This window comes from Stygiolobus caldivivus (assembly GCF_019704315.1).
Classification (GTDB): domain Archaea; phylum Thermoproteota; class Thermoprotei_A; order Sulfolobales; family Sulfolobaceae; genus Stygiolobus; species Stygiolobus caldivivus.
In genome coordinates this window covers 1,364,566-1,387,052 of the sequence record NZ_AP024597.1, presented here as the reverse complement: position 1 = coordinate 1,387,052, position 22,487 = coordinate 1,364,566, and the positions used below count along the sequence as shown (strand labels likewise).

The window sequence follows — 22,487 nt, the reverse complement described above, 5'->3', positions numbered from 1 at the left end:
TATATAGGTATTTCTTCATACAATAAAATATGCAAGCCGTAAGAGAACCTGATATTAGTCAGTTATTGAGAGAATATACAGAAGATTTGCCTAAAAAAATTAACTCGCCTGATGAAGAAAAGTACTTATTGTTAGTGAAGCCGTTAAATTTTGAGTCTACTATATTATTCTCACCGGGTGTATCTATTTTCAAGGCAATATACGGTAGAGGTAAAACCTATGGGATAGGTTACTATACAGTACATTATTGCGAGAGGACAAAAGAATGTAGTGCAATATACATCAATGTAAGGCGGATGCATAATATAGTTTCGAGGGAAGTAAATTCTGGGTCTAAGATTCATGAAGATATACTATCGTTGATAAAAAGAAGTTCTACAATTAGGTTAGACTTAGAACTACTTTATACGATATTATTAGCGATAGACTCCCGTTATAAAGATATTTTTGAAGTAGGTGATGTTTTACTAACTACTGATATAAGTCATTTAGATCCTCAAATTATTAGCGAGATTAAATCAGAAATTATGCAGATAGAAGATAGTGAAAAACTATCTAGGTTATTTGAAGTTTTAGTTGAAAAATTAATATTAAAGAGCCATATAAGTCCAAAGCTCATACTAATATTAGACGAGTTCGAGCAACTGGTGCCCACACAGTTAAACCAACTTCAGATAGTTAATAATTTACTAATAAGTCTCCTTACTAGTTTAAGGTCTAGTAAAGGTGGAGTGTTAGAAAGGTACCCTAATACGTTTACATTAGTCCTTACTATACAAGAGTTAGCTTATCCAAGCGAAGCCATGAGGGAGTTCAGGAGGTCGGCGGCACCTATTATCGGAAAGATAATTTCTTCAGCCGACGACCTTTCAATACCAATAAAGTTTTCACCCTATACGTCCGACAGTATTAAGGAATATTATGAAAAAGCACTGGAACTCTTAGCATATAAGGGGTTCATCACGGACGACGAGAAACTCAAGCTGGAGAACATAAGTAAGTGCCTCAGCTATTATCTAAGTAATTTATTAAAGATGCCCGCCCGTTTATTCTTTGAAAGGCTTAGGGCAGTTATCACTGATATAGTAACTACACAAAAAGACCAAATACTGAAAACTATGGGTGAAACCACAGATGGAAAAATATGCGACAGGCTAGAAAACTTTTTCGAAGATATACGGTCCAAAATAGCTGAATCTGGTATCTACGGGTTATATATATCAAAGGAAATTTCTGGAATAAATAAGGATAAGATTTTCTCTATGTTAAGGAAATTGGCTGAGGAATTGGACAAAAATACCTCGGAGGAGAAGTTTATTTCCGAAGTCAAGGCTAACGGGTATGAAGGTATAGTCGTATTATATCCAGGGACAGATAAGGGTGCGACCATAATTTTGTATAAGGGTAGAAGTGTTAAGCTGGGAGAGACTAAGTATAGACAAGGGTTTATTAAACATTACGGAGACATATTGGCTAATAACTGCGGTTTCGCTAAAGGTAAGAAGGATAACGACTGCAAAATACTTATTGTACACCCTGAGGAAGCAAACATAATAGGAATGTTTAAAATTATATACGAACTACAGCAGATAAGCAATATACGTATATCCAAAAAAGTAATTGATGTACCGTTAGATAGAGACGAATTCGCTTCTTTGTATATAAAATCAGCGTCATCGGATAGTACCGATCAATTCTCACTAATATCAGGTGATATTAATTACTATGAACAACGATTTAAAGAGGTGATAGAAAGGATAAAAAGGCAGATCGAAAAAGAAGTGGTGGCTCAGAAATGACAAGCCCTAGTGACCTATTATTTGAGTATTTTCTTACTTCCACAGACCTTGTTGAAACCATACCTGACCCAAATAAAACAATATTAGAATCTAATAAAAAAGAGCTCCTAAGGATGATTAGAGAAGATTCGTATATACCATTGTTCTCGGCTGAAAAAATAAAATTTATAAAGAATTTTTCTAGTGCATACAACGAACTTAGAAACAAAGCTAACGAAATACTAAATGAATTAAATGTCCAAACAAATCTACCCCCGTCCTATAACGTTGCTATTACACTGCAGCTTGCGATCCTAGAAACATGGAGAAAAGTCGTAGTAGAAAAAGTGGTGTTTAACAAGAGAGTTAATATAATAAAAGGAAAGCTGGATATATCTCCTTACACACTACTAATTTTATATAAATTCGTAGTAATTTCAAAATTCGCAAGTAACGGTAATGAAATGGTAAAGTTACTTCAGAAATTATTAGAGTCCCCTAAAAACAGAGAAATATTACCAGATATTTATGCAGAAATTAAAAGACTTATAGATTACTCGACTTCGGAAGAGGTAAAGAAAAATAAGGGGCAGCAGAGAAGGGCATATACTATGTATAATACACTCTTTGCACCTTTAGTCTTCTCGTATACATTGAGCGGTTCTAACTTAGTCAGGTATTATAAAAAAATCTCTAAGCAAAATCAATTATCATACACCTCCACCGTGCTTATGGACTTACTGGGCGCTTACTCCTTTAGGATGATTTACGGATATAGTAACTCCACTTTAGTATCTCTGGCTGAAGAATTGTCTCAATACTTTAAGGTTATACATGAGACTTTATCAAGTAAAGAGTTCAAATCAGTTCTGAAAGAAGGCTCTCTTTACTCTTATCTTGTAACTAAAGCTAATGAGCATAACATCACCGATATGAATAAGATTTCGTTACTATGGAATTTAATAAATGATATAATTATAGCAGCTTTAGTCTCATTAGAACTCTATGAAGAAGATGATGAAGTTAAAAAAGCATATAAAGAAAAGATCGGAGAGATTGACATATATGAGTATACGACAAGGCAATACGGACTCGCTTACTAATATTTCTTAATCGAGATAAGGCAATCCTTATTTTTATATCGAGAATTTCTTGGGTAGATAGGATAGAGAAATATTTAAGGCCAAACGTGTATATGTAGTTCTTAGAGCAATTTTATAATTATTTACTAAAAATATTGTGGAATAAGATGCTATACTTTCTAGGGTTTTAAAGGTAAACTTTTCCTCGAAAATACGCAAGATTCCTGGGTAAATTAAAGGGTTAGCAATGGAACTCAGACAAGAGTTTAGTAGGAATAAGGCCGTTAAGTTCAACATCTCGCCCGCGAGTTTGAGGACAGCGTTAAAGCTCTACTCCTCGCTCGAGGAAAGGGACATAAACACGTTTATTGACGCCCTTAAAAGTACGCTAGGTACACTGAACCAAGAAGTAGTCAGGGCGTTTGACAACATTGTAGAGGGGTACCAAAAGAAGAAAAAAGGTGTAGTCGGTTGATTAACTCTCGTCCGAGCTTACGTCTTTGACCTCCGCGTCCTTTAAGTCCCTTAGTATTTTTTCCATGGTCTTCTCGTCAGGGAAGGCCACTATCAACCCGTTTACCCTCTTCACGATCACGTTATGATCAGCGGGTTAAATGACGGGGGTAAGTGAAAGTAATGCGTCGGGTAAAGTCGGGTAAACCTGTCTTAGCACCTCGCGTGATCTGCCCCCCCCCCCCCACGTTTGTCTGTTTTTACCGGCTAAGGCGTGTGGGGACACACCCGTGACCGGCGTTTCGAAAGAACCAACATGTGTAAATGTGACAGGCTTCTGGGTAGCGCCCAACTGTAACGCCTTTTCCAATTAACTTTAACGCCTCTTAAAGGCCTTCGTCATAACGGGCGCGTTTCTCAGGCGGCTTTCGATAAGCGGGGGAGCCCTCAAGCACGCCCTTCGTGCTCCTCGGCCGTGAGCTGTCCCAGCCCCTATTCTGTCTTCACGTTTTCCGTTAAACCAGGCACGGGGCTGAAGGCTTTATTACTAATACCGGGGTTCGGTATTACCAAGCAAAAGTGGGGGGGGGGGGGACTGTCGTCTACTAATTAGTGAACCCCCTAAGGGTAAGGGGAGCCCCACACACCCTGAAGCGGGTAGAAAAATCGACACTCACAAGGTTCTTCAGTTCATGGTAAATCGCGTTACATACGCCGTGAAGCGGGTAGAGAAATGTAAATACCTTGGTGGCGACGCTGTGCTGAGCCGCACTGTACGATACCCGGCTAACAGGCTAGGTGCCCCTAAGCGACAGATTTCAAGGACGCTTAGAAAGAGTTTAATTATCTAAAGTCCGGATTTCTTAAGTGTCAGTGTTTAATGAGGTCTTAGCGGTTTTAGGTACGATCCCGGCCTCCGTCTTAGTCTATTTGCTGACCGGCTGGGCCCAGCAGAGGAGTAAAAGAAACAATATTATGCGGTTGGTGGGTTATGTATACAGGCCTTTGTACTATTTTATAAACATAAAATTCTATTTGCTACTGGCCTATATGTCGATGCAAGCGTCAATAACGTTTGGCACGCTGCTTATTTTATACAAGCCTTTAGGGGTTAAAGTTAACGCGGCGGTCCCCTTAGGTTCCTATTTTGCTTTTGCTATTTTACTAATTTTTTATGTTAACTTAGACGGTAAAAGGAAGACTGTAATGGAAAAGTTAGTGAAAGAGTCACAATACGTGATCCCGGACGTAGATAGCCTGTACATAAGGTGGAAGAAAGTGTTCCGGGGTGTCTTAGGCCTGTCGATAAAGTATTTCGTAGTAATATTAGCGATAACTCTGGTGTCTACTACAATCGTAATGGTAATTGACAGTGGTTTTGACCAAATTGGTCTGATACTCCTGTCGTCCCTTCTAGGGTCCCTAACTATAATTATGTTACTACACAGGTTTTTCGTCTACCCTGAAACTGAGATAAGTATTTTCGATACTGATACGGAGATAGAGGAGAAGCTATTTGAGTTAATTAAAGACCCGGCTTACTGTGTTTGCGTAATAGATAACTCGGGGAACGAGTACTGTGGTAACTTAGAGGGCATCTCGTACGGGGTTTCTATAAAGCAGGGTGACGGGACTACGGTTAACGTCCCTTACGAGTCGGTCTCTAGGGCAAAAAGCTGTCCTAAATCCCGTAATACCTCCTCCATTCCTCAACCTTATCAATGATTTTACTCTTTACGGTATATTGCGGGTACTTAGAGTAGACATAAGCGAGGATGTAAGTTAAAGGCGCATCCTTGAACTTGTTTACGACAGCCCTTATTTTCTCTAGGTCGTCTTTACTTATCCCTTCCTTTAATTTTTCGAGTTTTTCTTTCCCTTTCTGGGTCAGGACATAGTGTACGACACCGTCATCGTCTACTTCATACCTCAACAATTTCTCTTTATTGAGTTCTTTGACCGCGTCGGCTAACTCCTTTGAAAAGGGGCCGAAGTCCATCGGTTCGAACTTGACGCCGAATTTGGTCAACTCGTTGACTACAAACGCCGTCTTCTGGAACCTCGTCTCAGATGTGAGGTTACCGCCAGCTAGACCTATTACCAGGATGGCTAACTCCTTAGCTTTTTCACTTACCATACGGAAACCTTCTACTCAAGAAATAAAAACTTACTCACATATTACCAGTATAAGTGTACCCACTCCTCGGTTGGGGGCCGAAACACCCTTGACCGGGTCGGTATAACTTTCTACAATGACTAAACGCGCGTTAAGCGCCCTATTCGGTTAGGTAGCGGTTATCCTACTTGGTAATACGAAATACCTCGTAATTTTTGACTTTATTATATACGATATCTATATAAAATTCACCGGGACAAAAACAAGAAGACCTTGTCTCCCCTTCACTTCTATCGTAATTATCGGGGCCTTCACTCTCTCTATAGCGTCTGAAAGTGCTCGTGGGCTTAACCCCTTAGACTCTAGGACCTCAGCGTGCTCCCCTAACCTCCTTGAAGCGTGAGTAGTCACCTCACAGTCTGGAACACTACCCAAGAGGCTATCACACACGGGCTACCGCTTTGGTCCCTCAAGTCGGGAAAAACGGTTATGTTAGTCACCTCCAAGGTAGCCCCAATCACTCTGTCGCCCACCCTGATTTCCAGCTTTGGTTTCCTCACGACTTCGACTGACTCCGGGGGACGCCGTTATGGCCCGTCGTCTTTTGAGGGGAGCAGACCTCCCCGAACCTGGGCTTGTCCGTATCGACTGCCGTTACCGCGGTCACTTGGACGCTGAACTTCCCGTCACTCTCAAAGACGTGCAACGGGACCAAGAATACCCTTATACTCAGGCTTTCTCCATTAACTTTAGACTTTATAACACCGGGAGAGACCGATACTACCTCGTACTCACTTAGGAGCCTCATCTCCGCCATCCAGGTAAACTATGTCTATGGCGACTATCCTCCCTCTCTCGTCCCTCCAGACCTGAACTGTAGCGTCGTGGTCTTCTACGTCACGCGGGGCCCCGCCGAACCTTATAAAAACGCCGTCATCGAACTCCTCGACTTCAATTCTCGGACAGTTAGAATTGATTGAATAGCTCTGAACCGGGGTGTTAATTGAAGTGTTAGGGGGTAACGAGCCGTTATCGTAAAATTCTTGATTGTACGAGATCATTTGCCTCTCCGAATAACTTTCTCCTCAGGGTCTTAAAACTTTACTCGCCGTGACTTGGCTGTTCCCCGTGTTGCTATTTAGTCCACCGGTACCACATGCCTTAGCCTTTTGTCCCCATCCACAAATAAGACGTCTTTTAGGCCTATTACCTCTTACTGACCCCCGAGCCGTATGAGGGGTAAACCCTTTTTTACGTCAGGGTGCTCGGCGAGTTTCTTAAACCAGCAGTCCTTCTACTTTGACTCACCTTAAAGGTTTTCAACAAAACTTGTGCACCTCCTGAACGATTTACAGCAAAGCTGGGGAGTCCTCCCCCTTGCCCGTCAGGTCGGCGAGCCCCACGAGTCATGTATCGCCCTTAACAGTACATACCCCTTTTCCGGCTTCATATTTTTTCAAGAAATTGGGCGTGAAGTTAAAAACTTTATCAGTATTGCCGGTGCTTGGTGTTACCAAGGGAAAGTAGAATAACTATTGGTTTGGCTTTAGTACGAGGGAAGCGGTGGGAGAAGCCCCGGTTAAGCTGAAACATACCTATAAGGGACGATAAACTCGGTAACGCATTAAAGCACATAGGGTCTGGTGATGAAGCGGGGATATCCGTGGGGTTATACGACTTAAAGATAAAGGCGGTTGTTCAGACGAGGGTATGTGTAAGGACGAGTGACTAAAGCTGTTGTGAAATAATTCCGTCGGCAATCAAGGAACTCTATTAGGTCATTTTGACAAGGCACCGTACCGGGTCGGTTGAGGGCCTTTAAGTACTGCTTACCTAAAAGTTTAGAGCGATTTGTCTTATAACTCACCTGTTATCACAATGGGTGTCCCCTGCAGTCTCCCTTTCGGGCTGTAAAACTGTGGGCTTTTAACGGGCCCTTTACCGTCCACATTTGTCCGGATAGAATGAGGCTATCACATTAAACATCTAATATTATTTTAGACATAGACTGACCGATACCAGTCCGTGACACCTTGTAAAAAGCGTATTTCAAGGGGGATATGACCAGCGTACCTTTCTAGGGTCTTAACCCACGACGGGACATCAGTTACCTTACCTCGCTGACACGGCTGTGAAAATCCCTCAAATTTCGCCAGACCACATCTTTGACCACCCTACCTCACAGAAACACCCGGCACTGCCGAGGTCGCGTATACACAGTTTAGCTACCTTACCCCACCGCCACAATACTTATTAATGTTGTTCTGTGAAATACCTTTATGTCAAACGGTATTAAGCCGATACCTCTTCTGGTCTATGTAATATCTCCTTTACACGTAGGAACGGGGAGGTCTAGCGGTGTTGTAGACTTGCCTATACAAAGGGACCCCTTCAACTACCCTATAGTATACTCTTCGTCATTTAAAGGCGCGCTGAAGTCCCACTGCAGTTCCCTCTACGACCAAGCTATAAATGACGGGAGGATAAACTGTAACAAAGCCCCCCTGTGCTGCTGCCTTTTCGGCCCCGAGAGCGGGGACGACACCGGGAGCGGCGTGGTCACCGTTACCGACCTAATACCGCTTTTCGTGCCCGTCCCCAGTATAACCCACGGGTATATATACGTGACGTCCAAGTACCTGATTAACAGGGCGTTAGACGTGTTGGGGCTGAGCGATAAAGACGACCTCACTGCCCTGCTCACTGGTATGGCGGGTGTAGAAGGGGGGAAAGTCGACGTGGCGGGTATGACAAAGCCGTTAATGGGGCCGAAGTCTGACACCGCGAAAAAAGCCTTGGGGGCAGTGGCCGGGTTGGGCAAGTTGACGGAAAAGCTCAACGAAGGTATAGTAATACTTGACGACGCTGAGGGCAGTGAGGTGTTAGAACGTTCGTATATCAGGGTAACGAGGAACAAGATCGACATAAGTAAGAAGGTAGTAGAGGACCGGGCACTGTGGACTGAGGAGTACCTCCCGCAGGGCACGGTGATGTTCTCCATGATAATACCCTCCGTACCTAAGGAGAACAAGTATTGTGGCGAGAAGACCTGCGAGGGAGGATGCTTTAACGAGAAGTTAAAGGAGTATAGAGGGAAGGTCGGGAAGGGCAATAACTGGTTTTACATCAACTTGGGCGGGAAGGAGACCATAGGGAAGGGTATCGTAAAAGTCGCGTTCTTTTAGGGAGGTGCACTGCATGGAAAAAAAGGTCACTGACCAAAGTGGGGGACAAGTAACGGGTCAGGACGCGCGTCATATGGAGATAGAGGTCATAAGGAAGCTCAACGAGCTAAAGGGGTTGTGTGACGGGGGCGTAGACGGCTATAAGAGGAGGGCAGTGGACTTCCCTTCCCTGATGCTCCAAGGGGGACTGGAAATGGCTCTCATATTCTACCTATCAAAGAGTAATGAAGACGACTTACTAACCTTCTTCAAGTACTGGAAAACGGGGGGAGCGGGGAGAAAAGAGGACATGTGCAGGGAAGTGGGGAAAGGGAGTAAGTCCGGTTACTCGTCTTTTACCGCGACGGTACTTTACATACTCTCTAAGGACATACCCGAGTGCGACCTAGAGAGGGGTAAAGTCACGGACGCGGTCGTGTCTTGTTTGGACAAGGTGAGTAAAGACGAGATAAGGGTAGAGAAGAGGCTCACCCCTACGTTAGTAAAGATAAAGGGGCTGAGCGAGATGATAGCACCGGGTGACAACAATGAGTAGTGCTGGAGGACTGAACCAAGAGCGTGTCAAGGAGCTCTTGTCAAAGGCAAAGGAGCTGTCCGATAAATACGTAGTCTTCAGGGGGGAGTTCGTAAACTCTACCCCTTGGTGGGGAGGAAACTACGAGGGCAAAGCACTGGAGGTAATACACGGGGACAAGGCGTACGTGACGGCACCGGACGCTAAGGGGATAACGGGGAAGACGCTCTGGTTTTTAAGGACTGTGAGGGGTGACGGCGTGTTAGCCGACTTCGGTATAACGGGTAGTGAAGACAAGGTGAAGTCGAAGGTAGAAGTGGTAGTAAAGGCGAGGACAGTAAAGGTGGACTTAAAGACTGGTAAGGCTGAAGGGTCTAACGACCAAGTGCTTTACCTCTATATGGATAACTTTAACCAGAGGCTGGGGAAACTCCCACAACTGTGCAGGGGGGCGAAAGGCGACCCGTTAGTCGACATACTTTGTACCCCGCGCGTCCTGTTGAGGGTTAGGAAGAAGTGGAACCGCTTGGTGTTGGGAGGTGGGGGTAAAGGCGAGCCTAACACCGCTCAGGGGGGCAAGGATGAACCGCTTAAAGAACTGATATCGCTCTTACCGGTGAGACCTAATTCCGTGTCCTTTGAGGTAGAAGTGAGGGCTAAGGATGAAGGCGGGACGGTGAAGGACTTCGTACAGGCGTTAGTCTTCACCCTGCGTTACCTCGGTATAGGTAGCGGGGCTAACCGCGGGTTCGGCAGGTTTAAGTTAAAGGGGTATAAGACGGGGCTAGACTTAGGTGAGGTCAGCTTAGCAAAGCCGTTTACCACCTATAGCAGGGGGGACACTTTCCCGTCATATAAGGGGTTTAAGGGACTGTGTAAGAAGGGCGGCCTCAGCGTCGAGGGGGCGCTCAGGTTATTGGGGGAGTCCACACTGAAAGCCAGCTGGAAAATTGTTAACGGGAGGAAGCCGATGAGCCCAGGGAAGGACTTACACACGTGGGTGCTGGGGTTACCGAGAAAAGCCTCAGATGAACAATCGAAAAGCTCTGATAAACAGTCTGAAAAGCCAGATGTTAAGTCAAAAGCCTCAGATGAACAGCCCAAGGTGAATTGTAACGGCTTGGCCGTGTCTGACACGGGTTACCACTTCATAAAGTACATACCTGAGGTCAGGGAGGTGAGCAGGAGGCAGTCGTATGTAGTGCTCGGTGCAGACGTGGGGGAGGACAAAACGTATACCTTCTACGCACTAAAGTTCATACCAGATAAGTTAGAGGGAGTAAAGGGCTGTCTCGTGAGCCAAACTACCGAAAAACGGGGCAGTCAATATGAAAAGAGTCATGGGGGAGGAGGGAATAAAAAGCTAGACATGGTAACGGTCACCGACGGGCTGACCTTAGATAAGCTGGTCTCCCTGATCGACACTGCACTGGACAACGTGTCCAAGTATATATGTCAGGGGGCAGTTGTCAAGAACCAAGTCGGGGGTGTACGTAATTATGGTAGGAAGTAAGAACACCGGAGATGGTAAGAACTTTATGTTAACGGTAATGAAAAAGGTAAAGGAAGAGTACATGTCGACGGTAATGAAAAAGAGAGACGAAGAGTACAAGGCGAAAAAGAGAGACGAAAAACACGAGGCTGAACGCGATGAGGACATCACGGAGGCCGTGAAGAAGGAGGTAATGAAAACCGCGTTAGAATACGATTTCACAAGTAAGGTGAGACTGGCTAACGCTTACATGGACGAAGTGGTGACCGCGTTGAAGTCTATGGGGCTCAGCGGTGTAGACGTCAGGGGCGAGGTCTCTACTAAGTTACTCTCAGGTTCCGCCGCGGGGTTCCTGAAACTGATCTACGAAGTCGGTATGCACTGGGACCCGGTGATGGACTTACCCTTCATCCCGGGGTCTTCGATTAAGGGCGTGATGAGGAGCAACGCGTTGGACCTCTGTATGGGCAAGGGACAAGGCGTGGAGGAATGCATTAAGGTAGTGCTCGACGTCTTCGGCTCAGGGGAAGGTCTAGGCGGGCTCAACACGGAGGCTAAAGCCGGTGAGGTAATAGTCACTAACGCTTACCCGGTCGAGCTCAGCGACAACATGCTATTTACCGGGGACATAGTCAACCCGCACTACTTCAAGGACGGTAGGCCCGTGACGGACGAGTACGACGTGGAGCCCGTCCCTATAAGCAGCCTCGCAATACGGAAGGGGGTGAAGTTCAGGTTCGTCATAGGGGTGAAGGAGGTGAAGGGGCTTAAAGAGGTCGCTAAGTCGCTATTCGGTTACGAATTGGACAAACCTTCGGAGTTCATTTTCCTATTGCTCACTTACTCGCTGTCCATGGGGTTGGGGGCTAGGACAAGTAGGGGTTACGGTGTCATGGACGTGCCTGTAAGTAGTATAAACTTGTGGTGACGGGTATGGAAGACATAACTACAGTTAAGACCCTTTCAATGTTCCACGACCCGGCGTGGAAGCCGTGGGCTATAACGAATAAGGTCGGCCCCGTGGTGAAGGGCGTACTAGAGGCCCTAGGTATGGGAGGCTATTACGAACAGTCCGGGGAAGCCCACGAGAGGGAGTCCGTGTCTATGGCTAAAGCCATAATGGGTCTGAGGGAGGTCCCCGAGGGGGTGAGGAGGGCCGTCCACAGTGCGGACGTGTTCGCGGCGAGTGCGGACAGGTTTTTGACACCTAGGACCAAAAACGTAGTGGGGGTACCGGGGTATAAAGTCAACATACTTAACCCTTACCTCTGTTACGAAATAAAGGAGCCTCCTAAAGGCGGCGTGGAGGAGTTCGTGAGGGGCTCCATCTCCCTCTACTCTAAGGTCAAGGACGAGAAGCTGAGGTATAACGTGGTGTACACGTCACTGGAGTTAATGTGGTATAAGTACAACCCTAAGTCCCTACCCGTAGCCGATACCAGGGTGCTCACGCACTCGGTCTTCGACCACTTATACGCTGTGGCTTCGCTCTCCAACTGGTTCCTGGACGGCACGGGACCTTCAGGTAAGTTCGTCAAGGTCGACATACCCGGTATACAGAGCGTGATCAGCAAGGCGAGGAAGGCAAAAGACTTGTGGGCGGGTAGCTGGGTAGTGTCCTTTTTAGCTTATAAGGTGACGGAACCGCTGATCAGGGAATACGGTGCCGACGTGGTCATATCACCTTTTATGGGGCTCAACCCGTTCCTCATATCTTCCTTAATTAAGGGACTGCAGGAAGGAGTCAGGGAAGGTAAGGTGGACAAAGAGGTAGTGGAGCAGTACAAGGCCCTGTTCCCCGAAGACCTGCTCACCCCTTACCAGCCCGTGATGCCCGCCACGGTATACTTAGCCCTGCCCAACAAGGTAGGGGACGTGAAGCAACTCATATCTAAGAACTACTTGGAGGCGTGGGGCGAACTGGTAGACAACATCGACACCCCCCAGCTAAAAGCCATAAGGGACTACCCGGTAATGCCCCTGAGGGTCAGGGTACTGGACGTCAACGAAGTCTACAAGGAGTTCACGGGTAAAATAAAGGGACACGGTGACCCGGAGCTAATTGAAGTGGCAAAGTCCCTGTTCTTGGACTATATGTTCAGGAAGGTGGGGGAGCCGGATAAGGTGAAAGTGTTCTTCGGGGTCACCTATTACGCCGAGGCGAACAGTTCCACCACGAGCACGTTCAGGGAAAAGAGGGGTTACTCCATGTGCACCATGTGCGGGGTCTTACCCGCGGTAGTGTCGGGCGGTAAAAAAGGAGAGGGGGACACGACGTACCCCGGGTTAGACGAGGGCGAAAACTTATGCGGTTACTGTTACACAAAGAGGGCCATAGGGGATAGGGGTAGCGTGAGGGAACTGTTAGAGGCTTTAGGCTTCTATACCGAAAAGGACTTCGAACTCCTCCCCTCTACTATCGACATAGCCAACATGGAGCTGTGGAAGGAGGTATTGGATAAGGCCAAACAGTACGGGGCGGAGAAGAAGGGGGTATTACCCGCACCGCTGAAGGGCCACGAGGACGTAGGGGGCTTATTTAACATAACGCGGGACGAGAGGCCCCTGATGAAGCTGTTAGACCCTGAAAAACGTGAGGAAGTGGTAGACAAGCTGAAAGAGTACATAAAGGACGAACGCTTCCTGTCAAACCTGCACAAAAAGGTAAAGACGTATTACGCGATAGTGAGGGGGGACGGTGACATGGTAGGGAGTAAGGTGTTGAAGGGTAAAATAAAAGTGGACTTGAAGGAGTACTTGAGCAGGGCGAGGAACGCAGCCGCGGAAGAGGGGCCCGCGAAAAATGAAGACAGAGCGAAAAACGGAGACAGAGTAAGCAAAATGCTAGACCTCTTAAAGGAACTAGGCCTTTCCGACGGGGACGAGAACGTAGTCCCGGTCACCCCGGTCTACCTGATCGCGGTATCAAGGGCTTTAGCCGTGACCGCGATAAAGGACGCTGAGTCGGTCAGGGACAAGGGCGTGTTAGTCTTCGCCGGAGGGGACGACGTGATGTTCCTGACGTCTGTGGAAAAGGCTATGGAGCTGGTGAAGGAGACGAGGTCTAATTACTGGGGGTTCCCGGTGGGGTTCCACGTCATAAACGGTGCCGTGTTCGACTCGCTCGCCCTTTACGGGAGGAGCTACGGGGTACTGGTCGCCCATTACAGGGACGCGGTGTTCAACCTGTGGGAGATAGCGAGGGAGCTGGAGGAGCTCAAAGACCGCGTAGCCCTAGAGGGGGAGAAGGTAAAGGACGTGACGTCCGTACTCAAGACTAGGGGACAATACGGTGTGAAAGACGTCGCTGTCCTATACAACAAGCCCCGTATAGACGGCTACACGCTAACTTTGGAGACGTTTGAGGTGTACGAGGCGTTAAAGGCCAACGTAGGGGTAAAAGGCGGGCTGTCTTCCGGGTTCATTAAGGACTGGTTGGGGACGGACAGGGAGGTATTGAGGGAGTTCCCAAGGGAAGCTATAGCCTACCTTTTCAGCAGGAACTCACAGAAGTGGAAGGGCACCAAGCTCGAAGACCTCTACCGCAAACTGGTGGGGCTTGACGTCGTCATTAAGGTGGAGGGTGGAGTACACGACGAGCAAAGTGATGAAGGGGCTGAAGAGGGAGACCTAAGGGACGAGAGGACCGAACTGATAAAGGCATACGACCACTTGGGGGTGTGAGACATGGGACTGTTAGTCAAACCTCTGGAACCCGTACTCTTCAGGTGGCACGGGGAGTACTCGCCCAGCCTCAGTGGGCCCATGAACAAAGGGGTCTCGGAGCCTTTACCGCTGATAAGTACTATCACGGGGGCACTCTATAGGTCTTTAAAGGGCGGTAGTTATGTCAGGGACGAAGAGAAGCTCGCGGAAGAGTTTAAGGCAGTCCTCGGGGACGTCTGGGGCCCGGTGGTCTTTGTGGAGGGTAAGAGGAGGGGGTGCCGTAGCGCTGCTGGGAAGTTCGTACTGTTCCACGACTACCCAGGCAGGTTGGGCGTGTTGAGGCTCGACGGTGACACGTTAGTGACAGTGTATAGGGAAAAAGAAAAGGACTACATAGTCCCTGAGCAGGTGAACAGGACGGGTATAGGTAGGGACTTAGCTAAGAGGAACGCTAAGGAACACCTGCTTTACAGCGTCAAGCTAGTGGACTTGGGGTCTACTGTCCTCAAGAACTTTGAAGACGTGAAGGAGTGGGGGATATACGTAAAGACAGACGCCAAGTATAGGGGGGTAGTGAGGCTGGGCGGACGCGGGAGGACGGCAGCGGTCAAGGAATTAGACCTCGACTTGCCTAATAAGGGGGAGAAGTCCGTAGTGGCCTCACCTGTCTTACTGGACAGCGATAAGCGTAGCATAGTCACCGTGGACGACTTGATGGAGATGAGAGTGGAGGGCGTTGCACTGGCTAACGTGTTAGAGTATGGGAAAATAGGGGTAGTCGGTAGGGGGTACAGCTTGTCCTATAACTCGAGGAGGCCGTTATACCCTGCCCTATTACCCGGCTCGGTGTTGAACCGGACGGACAGGGAGAAAGTAGGGCTGTTCAAAGAGCTGGGCTGGGGGTCACTACTGAGGTTTAGCTCTCCACCGCAGGGTTAGCACACGGAAAAAGTGTTAACATGTTTACCGTTCACGGTAAGGAGGTTTCGCTCTCTGCTACAAGTTTACTACAGCGACCTCACCCGCCCACCCGGTCTAGCCCTCCGCTGCAAGTCGGCTTCGCTAGTCTTGCCCTATACAAGTCTACAATGCACACGTGGAAGTCACCGCGGGGTCAGCCCTCCTACTCCCCACTACCCACCCTCCCCGAGCTTTCCCTAATTAACGACGCTTGGCATCGACGTCGTGAGGGCTTCTCGGTAGGTGGACGTGAAATAGAAAACCATGTGAGTTTTTTTCCTTTCCCTTTCCTTTTTTCCGTGAACCCTTTATGTAATTTGAGAGGTAATAGCTGTGAACTCTATATGTCATACGACGTCCTTTTTTTATGGATTACTTTTTTGGGAAGGGCATATGTAAGGGCCTCCATGACGTGAAACACCGCTATCGGATTAGTATACGCCTTCTTATAAATAACCCAAATGTCCGCTAAAACCTAAATTAACCGGAGCTATAATACTCCCCACCTCCACCCCCCAAGTCGCTCACGTCCCCGTTGCAAATCGAAATGCTACCTGTCAAATTAATATAATCAGCGTACAAATAATCCTAATGAGCACTCATCAGTAATGGTAATAACAGTGACATTAGAGTATTATAGTCGTAAAAAAAGTGAACAGGTTACACCAAGGGCCTTTCACGGCCCCTTTACGATTTCTATTTGTCTAAAGTACTGTGAGGTTATAACATCAAATATACATTGAACAATATTAATACGTGATACCGTGTAAAACCGTAAGGTGACAAGTTTATAATTTAGTCTATGCAGAATGATCTTTGTATACTGTATTATATTAATTTAACTTTAACAGAGAATATTACAATTCACAATGGAGCCGTGAAACTCCCCGGCTTAATGTCTCTCTCATTGAATTTTACTTATTATTATTTCTAATGAGATAATATACAAAAATAGAAAGATTTTCGATTTTTCTTTTACATCTTTTATCGTGGCTTGAGAGAAGTGGAAAGCAAGGTTTATGTTCAATAAGAAAATAAACAGTTTAGAAGAATTAGCGGAATATTTGATGGATGAGTTTGAAAGTGATTGGTTATGCTTATTCTGGAAAAGGTATTACTCATACTCAATAGCCCTTTCAAATATGCCAGAGAGAGCCGGGAAAGGATAAGTACGGGAACCCTATGTTCTCAATAGAGGTTACGGGAGATATAAGGATACTTTACAGTGTGGGCTCAAAAAACTGTATTGTATTTATTTGGGAGATGGGGTCTCATAAGAAGGTTTACGGTCCTTAGCCTTTTTCTCAACAATTTCCTTAAGCTTAATTATCTCCTCTCTGTCTAATTCAACGTAATAATATCCCTCGTCTTTTCCGCTCTTCATAATTATATGTTTGTTGAGGACATTAAAAAAGGACATGGTAATTATTCTCGTTGAGTTTTGAAAAATTATAAGGAAAACTAGGGGTCTTTCACGGTCCTATGCGGTTTCTATTTGCCTAACGATAATGAGATTATTGCCATTAAATATACACTTAAACAATATTAATACATAGTACGTGTAAAAACGTGAAGTGACGAGTTTATAATTTAGTTTATTTAGAATGACCTTAAGTATACTGTATTATTTATATACTAAATTATACCAATTCAACGGAAGATCAGTTAGTACTCATTTAGGTTATTTGTACATTAGGACTATTACAATTCGCAAAGGAGCCGTGAAATCCCATTACGTCCGACCCGCATATTTATTCTAATTCTATATATATTTATTCATTTTATATGGCAGGGAGTGAGATCGGCAGTGAAAGGTAAAACAAAAATATTACAACTAAAACATATTTATTTTTACGTAAAACTCCCTCGGCAGTGAAAGGTAGCTTTAAGGAGCGGTAACGCTGCCGGAAAACAGCAAAACTTTTATCAACCTAGAAAACATATAATACAAGAGGAGTTTGTAGCACTCCCTTGGGGGCTTGAAACTATCTGGTAGGGGTTGTTTTCCAGTTGCACTTGTGGGGAGTTTGTAGCACTCCCTTGGGGGCTTGAAACTGGGGAAAAGGCTGACATAAGTGAGGCGTTAAAAATAGTTTGTAGCACTCCCTTGGGGGCTTGAAACCATTCATTTCCGGTTTGTCGTATTTTTTCACACATTTGTTTGTAGCACTCCCTTGGGGGCTTGAAACTAGTTTTCACCACCCCCTGTACCTATTTTAATATTTGAGTTTGTAGCACTCCCTTGGGGGCTTGAAACACAAACTCATGAGGATTCCAAAAGGTTTCGCGGGCTATATTCAGCGTTTGTAGCACTCCCTTGGGGGCTTGAAACTCTTCTCTTTTGTTTTCTCTCTTGATTTGTTTTTTTGTTTGTAGCACTCCCTTGGGGGCTTGAAACTTTCCACTCAGACAGATTTTATATATTTTTAGGACTTTTGTTTGTAGCACTCCCTTGGGGGCTTGAAACTGTCGTGAATTTGCTAAGTATAATTCTCAAGATAATTGTTTGTAGCACTCCCTTGGGGGCTTGAAACATATATAAATCTGTTAATCGTCTCAACTGATAAACAAATACAAGAGGAGTTTGTAGCACTCCCTTGGGGGCTTGAAACGTTCTATAAAGTAAGTCTTTCCAGATTGTGTCCATGGTTTGTAGCACTCCCTTGGGGGCTTGAAACTCCATAATTTCACGCTTAGAATAATAGAATCTTACAAAGTTTGTAGCACTCCCTTGGGGGCTTGAAACCTCCATTTCAAAAGATAAAGTACAATCTCAAACTTCGTTTGTAGCACTCCCTTGGGGGCTTGAAACTTTATTATGTCTATCCTCAACACCATGACGTTTCTTTGTTTGTAGCACTCCCTTGGGGGCTTGAAACTTTCACCTCCACTATTGGGGTTTTTAAAAACCCCTAGTTTGTAGCACTCCCTTGGGGGCTTGAAACCTACAAACTAACACTTCTGAGGAGTTAGCCTTTAGCGGGGCAAGTTTGTAGCACTCCCTTGGGGGCTTGAAACCATTGAACCTATTTGTTTTCCTCCGAACCCGTCCTATGGTTTGTAGCACTCCCTTGGGGGCTTGAAACATCCTCTACAGTGAGAAATAAAAGAGCGTATAAGGGTTTGTAGCACTCCCTTGGGGGCTTGAAACTTGACTGTAAACCAGAAAATGTGACTTTGAGAACATGTTTGTAGCACTCCCTTGGGGGCTTGAAACTTGTAGAAGTTTTATGATATGTATTAAGGTAATTTGGTTTGTAGCACTCCCTTGGGGGCTTGAAACTAATATGCTTTATATTTTTCACAAAGCCCTTCGTCCGTTTGTAGCACTCCCTTGGGGACTTGAAACCACCGTTAGGCGGAGCGTTTCTAACTCTGATATATTGGGTTTGTAGCACTCCCTTGGGGACTTGAAACATGAACTCAGTAATGTCATGGTCTACTTGGTTCGCCTTGGTTTGTAGCACTCCCTTGGGGACTTGAAACGCCGTAAGGCAAATGTCGATAGCTTGCTCCAGGCTGAGGTTTGTAGCACTCCCTTGGGGACTTGAAACCCCTATCATACTAAAATATATAAGTCTTTCTCTCTTCAAAGTTTGTAGCACTCCCTTGGGGACTTGAAACGCTCGTCATTTTCAGCCTGTCAATCCTTCATCATCGCGTTTGTAGCACTCCCTTGGGGACTTGAAACGTCAAGAATTACCATTGATTATTAACCTTAATATTGTGTTTGTAGCACTCCCTTGGGGACTTGAAACTACCGGGTTTTCTTTTCTATTTTCAATTCCTAATTGACGTTTGTAGCACTCCCTTGGGGACTTGAAACGGTTTTCAATTGTAGAATAATCATTTAAAGTAATAGTGTTTGTAGCACTCCCTTGGGGACTTGAAACATTGAAGATGAGAACATCAGTTCAGCCGAAAAATTCGGTTTGTAGCACTCCCTTGGGGACTTGAAACAAAATTGTGATGCTCCTAGAAGAAAATATACATCTCCAGTTTGTAGCACTCCCTTGGGGACTTGAAACGGGGGTATGGACAATTTTTCTCACCACTGTAAAATTATGTTTGTAGCACTCCCTTGGGGACTTGAAACCAAGATTTCTATCATTTTTTTAGAATCTAGAAAGTAGTTTGTAGCACTCCCTTGGGGACTTGAAACAGATGAATTCTTGAAGTTTGATTTGCCACCATTTAGTTTGTAGCACTCCCTTGGGGACTTGAAACTAAAGAAACCGTATCTTGTTTTTGACGAAGAATCTAAGTTTGTAGCACTCCCTTGGGGACTTGAAACAAATGTGTAAATATCTAATCGTTTAACTAAAAGGAGTTTGTAGCACTCCCTTGGGGACTTGAAACTAACCATGAGAAAAATAGTTGATAATGATAGATAATGTTTGTAGCACTCCCTTGGGGACTTGAAACCAGAAGCGGACGGTCCTAATATCGCAAGGCATATGGCGTTTGTAGCACTCCCTTGGGGACTTGAAACCAGAAGCGGACGGTCCTAATATCGCAAGGCATATGGCGTTTGTAGCACTCCCTTGGGGACTTGAAACTTCACCCTTTCCATCTCAGCATGGTCAAGTAGAAACAGTTTGTAGCACTCCCTTGGGGACTTGAAACTAGAAATGGTAAACCCCATGTTCGTTATGCTGACTAGGTTTGTAGCACTCCCTTGGGGACTTGAAACATTTTTCTTCTTGAATGCATTCATTAGGTGTTCTCCAGGGTTTGTAGCACTCCCTTGGGGACTTGAAACGTAGTACTCTTCCCAGAGCCCGTAGCTCCTACTATGGTTTGTAGCACTCCCTTGGGGACTTGAAACCAAATTATACGGCGGTTGCTAGTTATCTTGATGAAAAGTTTGTAGCACTCCCTTGGGGACTTGAAACGGATCCTGAGGGAAGTAGCAGAAGAGGGGGGTTACAAGGTTTGTAGCACTCCCTTGGGGACTTGAAACTATAACTAACATTTATTTTTCCGATTTTATGACGTATGTTTGTAGCACTCCCTTGGGGACTTGAAACAAAGCTTTTGAGGCTGGTAGGAATTCTCAATATTTTGTTTGTAGCACTCCCTTGGGGACTTGAAACTCAAATAAATTACTATTTCGATCAGTGAGCCGAATGTGTTTGTAGCACTCCCTTGGGGACTTGAAACCTTCTAACGTATTGCTCTTTCCAGACCTTGATGCCCGTTTGTAGCACTCCCTTGGGGACTTGAAACCCTCACCCGTGGCCGGGTCGACGAGGAAGCCCTCCCGTTTGTAGCACTCCCTTGGGGACTTGAAACCCTCACCCGTGGCCGGGTCGACGAGGAAGCCCTCCCGTTTGTAGCACTCCCTTGGGGACTTGAAACTTTATGTAAGACGTCATGTACCTTGGCTACATGGGGTTTGTAGCACTCCCTTGGGGACTTGAAACTTCTTTTGAACTCTTCTTCTGAAATTGATACCATCAGTTTGTAGCACTCCCTTGGGGACTTGAAACACGGTGAGCTATACGATTTAGTCATGTACTATGATCCGTTTGTAGCACTCCCTTGGGGACTTGAAACAGGTGCCGGTGAAGTGTGAGTTTGGGTATGATGTTTGTTTGTAGCACTCCCTTGGGGACTTGAAACTATTGTATAAATATAAAATTGCAAATATTATAATTTGAGAGTTTGTAGCACTCCCTTGGGGACTTGAAACTCAAGAAGAACCCACGGTTCAAACCCGTTTCCAGTCGTTTGTAGCACTCCCTTGGGGACTTGAAACGGTGACGAGGAGTTCACCGCCCTTTCCGCACACCAAGGTTTGTAGCACTCCCTTGGGGACTTGAAACCTAATTTTTATAAGTGCATATCTTTGATTTTCTTCAGTTTGTAGCACTCCCTTGGGGACTTGAAACTAATCTATAGTCATTTCACATCACCTTCGCGTTTTGGTTTGTAGCACTCCCTTGGGGACTTGAAACTATGATAGCACTACTTCCGGCTCACCGTAGATATTCGTTTGTAGCACTCCCTTGGGGACTTGAAACAGAGTCAGGGAAACTGATGAAGGTAGTGTTATAGAATGTTTGTAGCACTCCCTTGGGGACTTGAAACTCAGCTGATACGCTATAGCACCTCCGCTACCTACCGGTTTGTAGCATTCCCTTGGGGACTTGAAACAGGATACTATACTCAGTCTCTGCCGCACCGAGCATCGAGTTTGTAGCATTCCCTTGGGGACTTGAAACTATGGTCATACGTGATAATATCTGGTGAAGTATAATGTTTGTAGCATTCCCTTGGGGACTTGAAACCTTTTTCAAATTTGTACAGAGTGTAACCGCAGTTCCTAGTTTGTAGCATTCCCTTGGGGACTTGAAACTTGCAGCTTGTGAAACAAATCCCGAATTTAGATCGGAAGTTTGTAGCATTCCCTTGGGGACTTGAAACGCAATACATCACACCCCTCAATTTTTGCCCTCTCGATGTTTGTAGCATTCCCTTGGGGACTTGAAACGATAAGACAGTATTTAAAAAAGAAAACGGTGTACTATGTTTGTAGCATTCCCTTGGGGACTTGAAACCGAACTCCTCATCAACTTAACCCTTGATTATTCTAGAGTTTGTAGCATTCCCTTGGGGACTTGAAACAGTAAGCAGTAAAAGCGCAAGTGTTGGATCCCAAGCTAGTTTGTAGCATTCCCTTGGGGACTTGAAACTAGTGCACTCCTCCGCCATCGGGGATATATCGCTTTGTTTGTAGCATTCCCTTGGGGACTTGAAACGACATACAGTTCATATATGTGTGGGCTGAAAACGAGGACGTTTGTAGCATTCCCTTGGGGACTTGAAACTTTCGTCCTTTCTTTTTATGAAGTCCTCTAAGTCCTTCTGTTTGTAGCATTCCCTTGGGGACTTGAAACACACTCCATTTACCTTAGCCCTAAAACACCTTCTCGTTTGTAGCATTCCCTTGGGGACTTGAAACTTTTGAACGCTGCTAAGATACCTCCTACTCCTAGTCGTTTGTAGCATTCCCTTGGGGACTTGAAACCTCTTGCCATCCTAATTCCCTCTTAATGCTTTTCTGTTTGTAGCATTCCCTTGGGGACTTGAAACGTATATATCGTTCTGTGATAGGGTCATAATACATTGTTTGTAGCATTCCCTTGGGGACTTGAAACGATGGGATATCAGCGATAATAATTCTAGTACGATTGTTTGTAGCAATCCCTTGGGGACTTGAAACAATAATATTAGAG

General features: G+C 45.6%; 16 protein-coding genes, 1 pseudogene and 1 CRISPR repeat array (1 of these 18 running past the window's edge). Of the genes and pseudogenes, 11 read left to right on the top strand and 6 right to left on the bottom strand.

Going from position 1 to position 22,487, the window contains the following annotated elements; genetic code table 11:
• The first annotated feature begins 29 nt into the window (after positions 1-29).
• The 4 genes from KN1_RS06590 (at position 30) to KN1_RS06575 (ending at position 5,038) form a co-directional block, all read left to right on the top strand.
• Positions 30-1,799, top strand: a complete 1,770-nt coding sequence (locus KN1_RS06590) for a hypothetical protein (RefSeq protein WP_221290284.1) — start codon at positions 30-32, stop codon at positions 1,797-1,799.
• Entirely contained in the window at positions 1,796-2,881 is a 1,086-nt protein-coding gene (locus KN1_RS06585; RefSeq protein WP_221290282.1) for a hypothetical protein, read from the top strand. The genes KN1_RS06590 and KN1_RS06585 overlap by 4 nt, the downstream gene beginning before the upstream one ends.
• A gap of 226 nt (positions 2,882-3,107) precedes the next feature.
• On the top strand, positions 3,108-3,335 hold the full coding sequence (locus tag KN1_RS06580) for a hypothetical protein (protein ID WP_221290280.1): 228 nt from the start codon (positions 3,108-3,110) through the stop codon (positions 3,333-3,335).
• A gap of 845 nt (positions 3,336-4,180) precedes the next feature.
• Positions 4,181-5,038, top strand: a complete 858-nt coding sequence (locus KN1_RS06575) for a hypothetical protein (protein WP_221290275.1) — start codon at positions 4,181-4,183, stop codon at positions 5,036-5,038.
• Here the strand turns inward: KN1_RS06575 and KN1_RS06570 are convergent.
• From KN1_RS06570 to KN1_RS06550, 5 genes are all read right to left on the bottom strand, one after another.
• Complete coding sequence (locus KN1_RS06570) at positions 4,995-5,450, bottom strand: DUF4364 family protein (protein ID WP_221290274.1); 456 nt, start codon at positions 5,448-5,450, stop codon at positions 4,995-4,997. The genes KN1_RS06575 and KN1_RS06570 overlap by 44 nt on opposite strands.
• A gap of 216 nt (positions 5,451-5,666) precedes the next feature.
• On the bottom strand, positions 5,667-5,864 hold the full coding sequence (locus KN1_RS06565) for a hypothetical protein (protein WP_221290272.1): 198 nt from the start codon (positions 5,862-5,864) through the stop codon (positions 5,667-5,669).
• Positions 5,837-5,989: a hypothetical protein gene (locus KN1_RS06560; RefSeq protein WP_221290270.1), complete on the bottom strand. Its 153-nt coding sequence runs from the start codon at positions 5,987-5,989 to the stop codon at positions 5,837-5,839. Before KN1_RS06560 ends, KN1_RS06565 begins: the two co-directional genes overlap by 28 nt.
• On the bottom strand, positions 5,986-6,237 hold the full coding sequence (locus KN1_RS06555) for a hypothetical protein (RefSeq protein WP_221290267.1): 252 nt from the start codon (positions 6,235-6,237) through the stop codon (positions 5,986-5,988). Before KN1_RS06555 ends, KN1_RS06560 begins: the two co-directional genes overlap by 4 nt.
• The gene (locus KN1_RS06550; RefSeq protein WP_221290264.1) at positions 6,221-6,490 is read right to left on the bottom strand and encodes a hypothetical protein; all 270 of its coding nucleotides are present in this window, start codon (positions 6,488-6,490) and stop codon (positions 6,221-6,223) included. The genes KN1_RS06555 and KN1_RS06550 overlap by 17 nt, the downstream gene beginning before the upstream one ends.
• 1,218 nt (positions 6,491-7,708) lie before the next feature.
• Between KN1_RS06550 and cmr4 the strand changes: the two genes are divergently transcribed.
• From cmr4 to KN1_RS14725, 7 genes and pseudogenes are all read left to right on the top strand, one after another.
• Positions 7,709-8,614: a type III-B CRISPR module RAMP protein Cmr4 gene (gene cmr4 / locus KN1_RS06545; RefSeq protein WP_221290261.1), complete on the top strand. Its 906-nt coding sequence runs from the start codon at positions 7,709-7,711 to the stop codon at positions 8,612-8,614.
• A 13-nt stretch (positions 8,615-8,627) separates the two neighbouring features.
• Positions 8,628-9,149 carry a hypothetical protein gene (locus KN1_RS06540; RefSeq protein ID WP_221290258.1) on the top strand — a complete coding sequence of 174 codons (522 nt, stop codon included), beginning with the start codon at positions 8,628-8,630 and terminating at the stop codon, positions 9,147-9,149.
• The gene (locus KN1_RS06535) at positions 9,142-10,641 is read left to right on the top strand and encodes a hypothetical protein (protein WP_221290256.1); all 1,500 of its coding nucleotides are present in this window, start codon (positions 9,142-9,144) and stop codon (positions 10,639-10,641) included. Before KN1_RS06540 ends, KN1_RS06535 begins: the two co-directional genes overlap by 8 nt.
• Positions 10,628-11,548, top strand: a complete 921-nt coding sequence (gene cmr6, locus KN1_RS06530) for a type III-B CRISPR module RAMP protein Cmr6 (RefSeq protein WP_221290253.1) — start codon at positions 10,628-10,630, stop codon at positions 11,546-11,548. Before KN1_RS06535 ends, cmr6 begins: the two co-directional genes overlap by 14 nt.
• A complete protein-coding gene (cas10, locus tag KN1_RS06525; protein WP_221290250.1) occupies positions 11,542-14,304 on the top strand; it encodes a type III-B CRISPR-associated protein Cas10/Cmr2 in 2,763 nt (920 codons plus the stop codon). The genes cmr6 and cas10 overlap by 7 nt, the downstream gene beginning before the upstream one ends.
• Positions 14,305-14,307: 3 nt before the next feature.
• On the top strand, positions 14,308-15,225 hold the full coding sequence (locus tag KN1_RS06520) for a type III-B CRISPR module-associated Cmr3 family protein (protein WP_221290248.1): 918 nt from the start codon (positions 14,308-14,310) through the stop codon (positions 15,223-15,225).
• A 1,040-nt stretch (positions 15,226-16,265) separates the two neighbouring features.
• Positions 16,266-16,542: pseudogene (locus KN1_RS14725) on the top strand (type II toxin-antitoxin system RelE family toxin).
• Here the strand turns inward: KN1_RS14725 and KN1_RS14955 are convergent.
• Positions 16,499-16,630, bottom strand: coding sequence for a hypothetical protein (locus tag KN1_RS14955; RefSeq protein ID WP_258712636.1), 132 nt, complete (start codon positions 16,628-16,630; stop codon positions 16,499-16,501). The pseudogene KN1_RS14725 and the gene KN1_RS14955 overlap by 44 nt on opposite strands.
• 572 nt (positions 16,631-17,202) lie before the next feature.
• A CRISPR array of direct repeats spans positions 17,203-22,487; the repeat unit is 30 nt; unit sequence GTTTGTAGCATTCCCTTGGGGACTTGAAAC (it continues 121 nt past the right edge of the window).

Excerpts from the sequence above, each read along its gene's own strand:
- KN1_RS06570 (WP_221290274.1), bottom strand. The coding sequence starts at position 5,450 with ATGGTAAGTGAAAAAGCTAAGGAGTTAGCCATCCTGGTAATAGGTCTA.
- cmr4 (WP_221290261.1), top strand. The coding sequence starts at position 7,709 with ATGTCAAACGGTATTAAGCCGATACCTCTTCTGGTCTATGTAATATCT.
- KN1_RS06540 (WP_221290258.1), top strand. The coding sequence starts at position 8,628 with ATGGAAAAAAAGGTCACTGACCAAAGTGGGGGACAAGTAACGGGTCAG.
- KN1_RS06585 (WP_221290282.1), top strand. The coding sequence starts at position 1,796 with ATGACAAGCCCTAGTGACCTATTATTTGAGTATTTTCTTACTTCCACA.
- KN1_RS14955 (WP_258712636.1), bottom strand. The coding sequence starts at position 16,630 with ATGAAGAGCGGAAAAGACGAGGGATATTATTACGTTGAATTAGACAGA.
- cmr6 (WP_221290253.1), top strand. The coding sequence starts at position 10,628 with ATGGTAGGAAGTAAGAACACCGGAGATGGTAAGAACTTTATGTTAACG.
- KN1_RS06550 (WP_221290264.1), bottom strand. The coding sequence starts at position 6,490 with ATGATCTCGTACAATCAAGAATTTTACGATAACGGCTCGTTACCCCCT.
- KN1_RS06555 (WP_221290267.1), bottom strand. The coding sequence starts at position 6,237 with ATGAGGCTCCTAAGTGAGTACGAGGTAGTATCGGTCTCTCCCGGTGTT.
- KN1_RS06535 (WP_221290256.1), top strand. The coding sequence starts at position 9,142 with ATGAGTAGTGCTGGAGGACTGAACCAAGAGCGTGTCAAGGAGCTCTTG.
- KN1_RS06520 (WP_221290248.1), top strand. The coding sequence starts at position 14,308 with ATGGGACTGTTAGTCAAACCTCTGGAACCCGTACTCTTCAGGTGGCAC.
- KN1_RS06580 (WP_221290280.1), top strand. The coding sequence starts at position 3,108 with ATGGAACTCAGACAAGAGTTTAGTAGGAATAAGGCCGTTAAGTTCAAC.
- KN1_RS06590 (WP_221290284.1), top strand. The coding sequence starts at position 30 with ATGCAAGCCGTAAGAGAACCTGATATTAGTCAGTTATTGAGAGAATAT.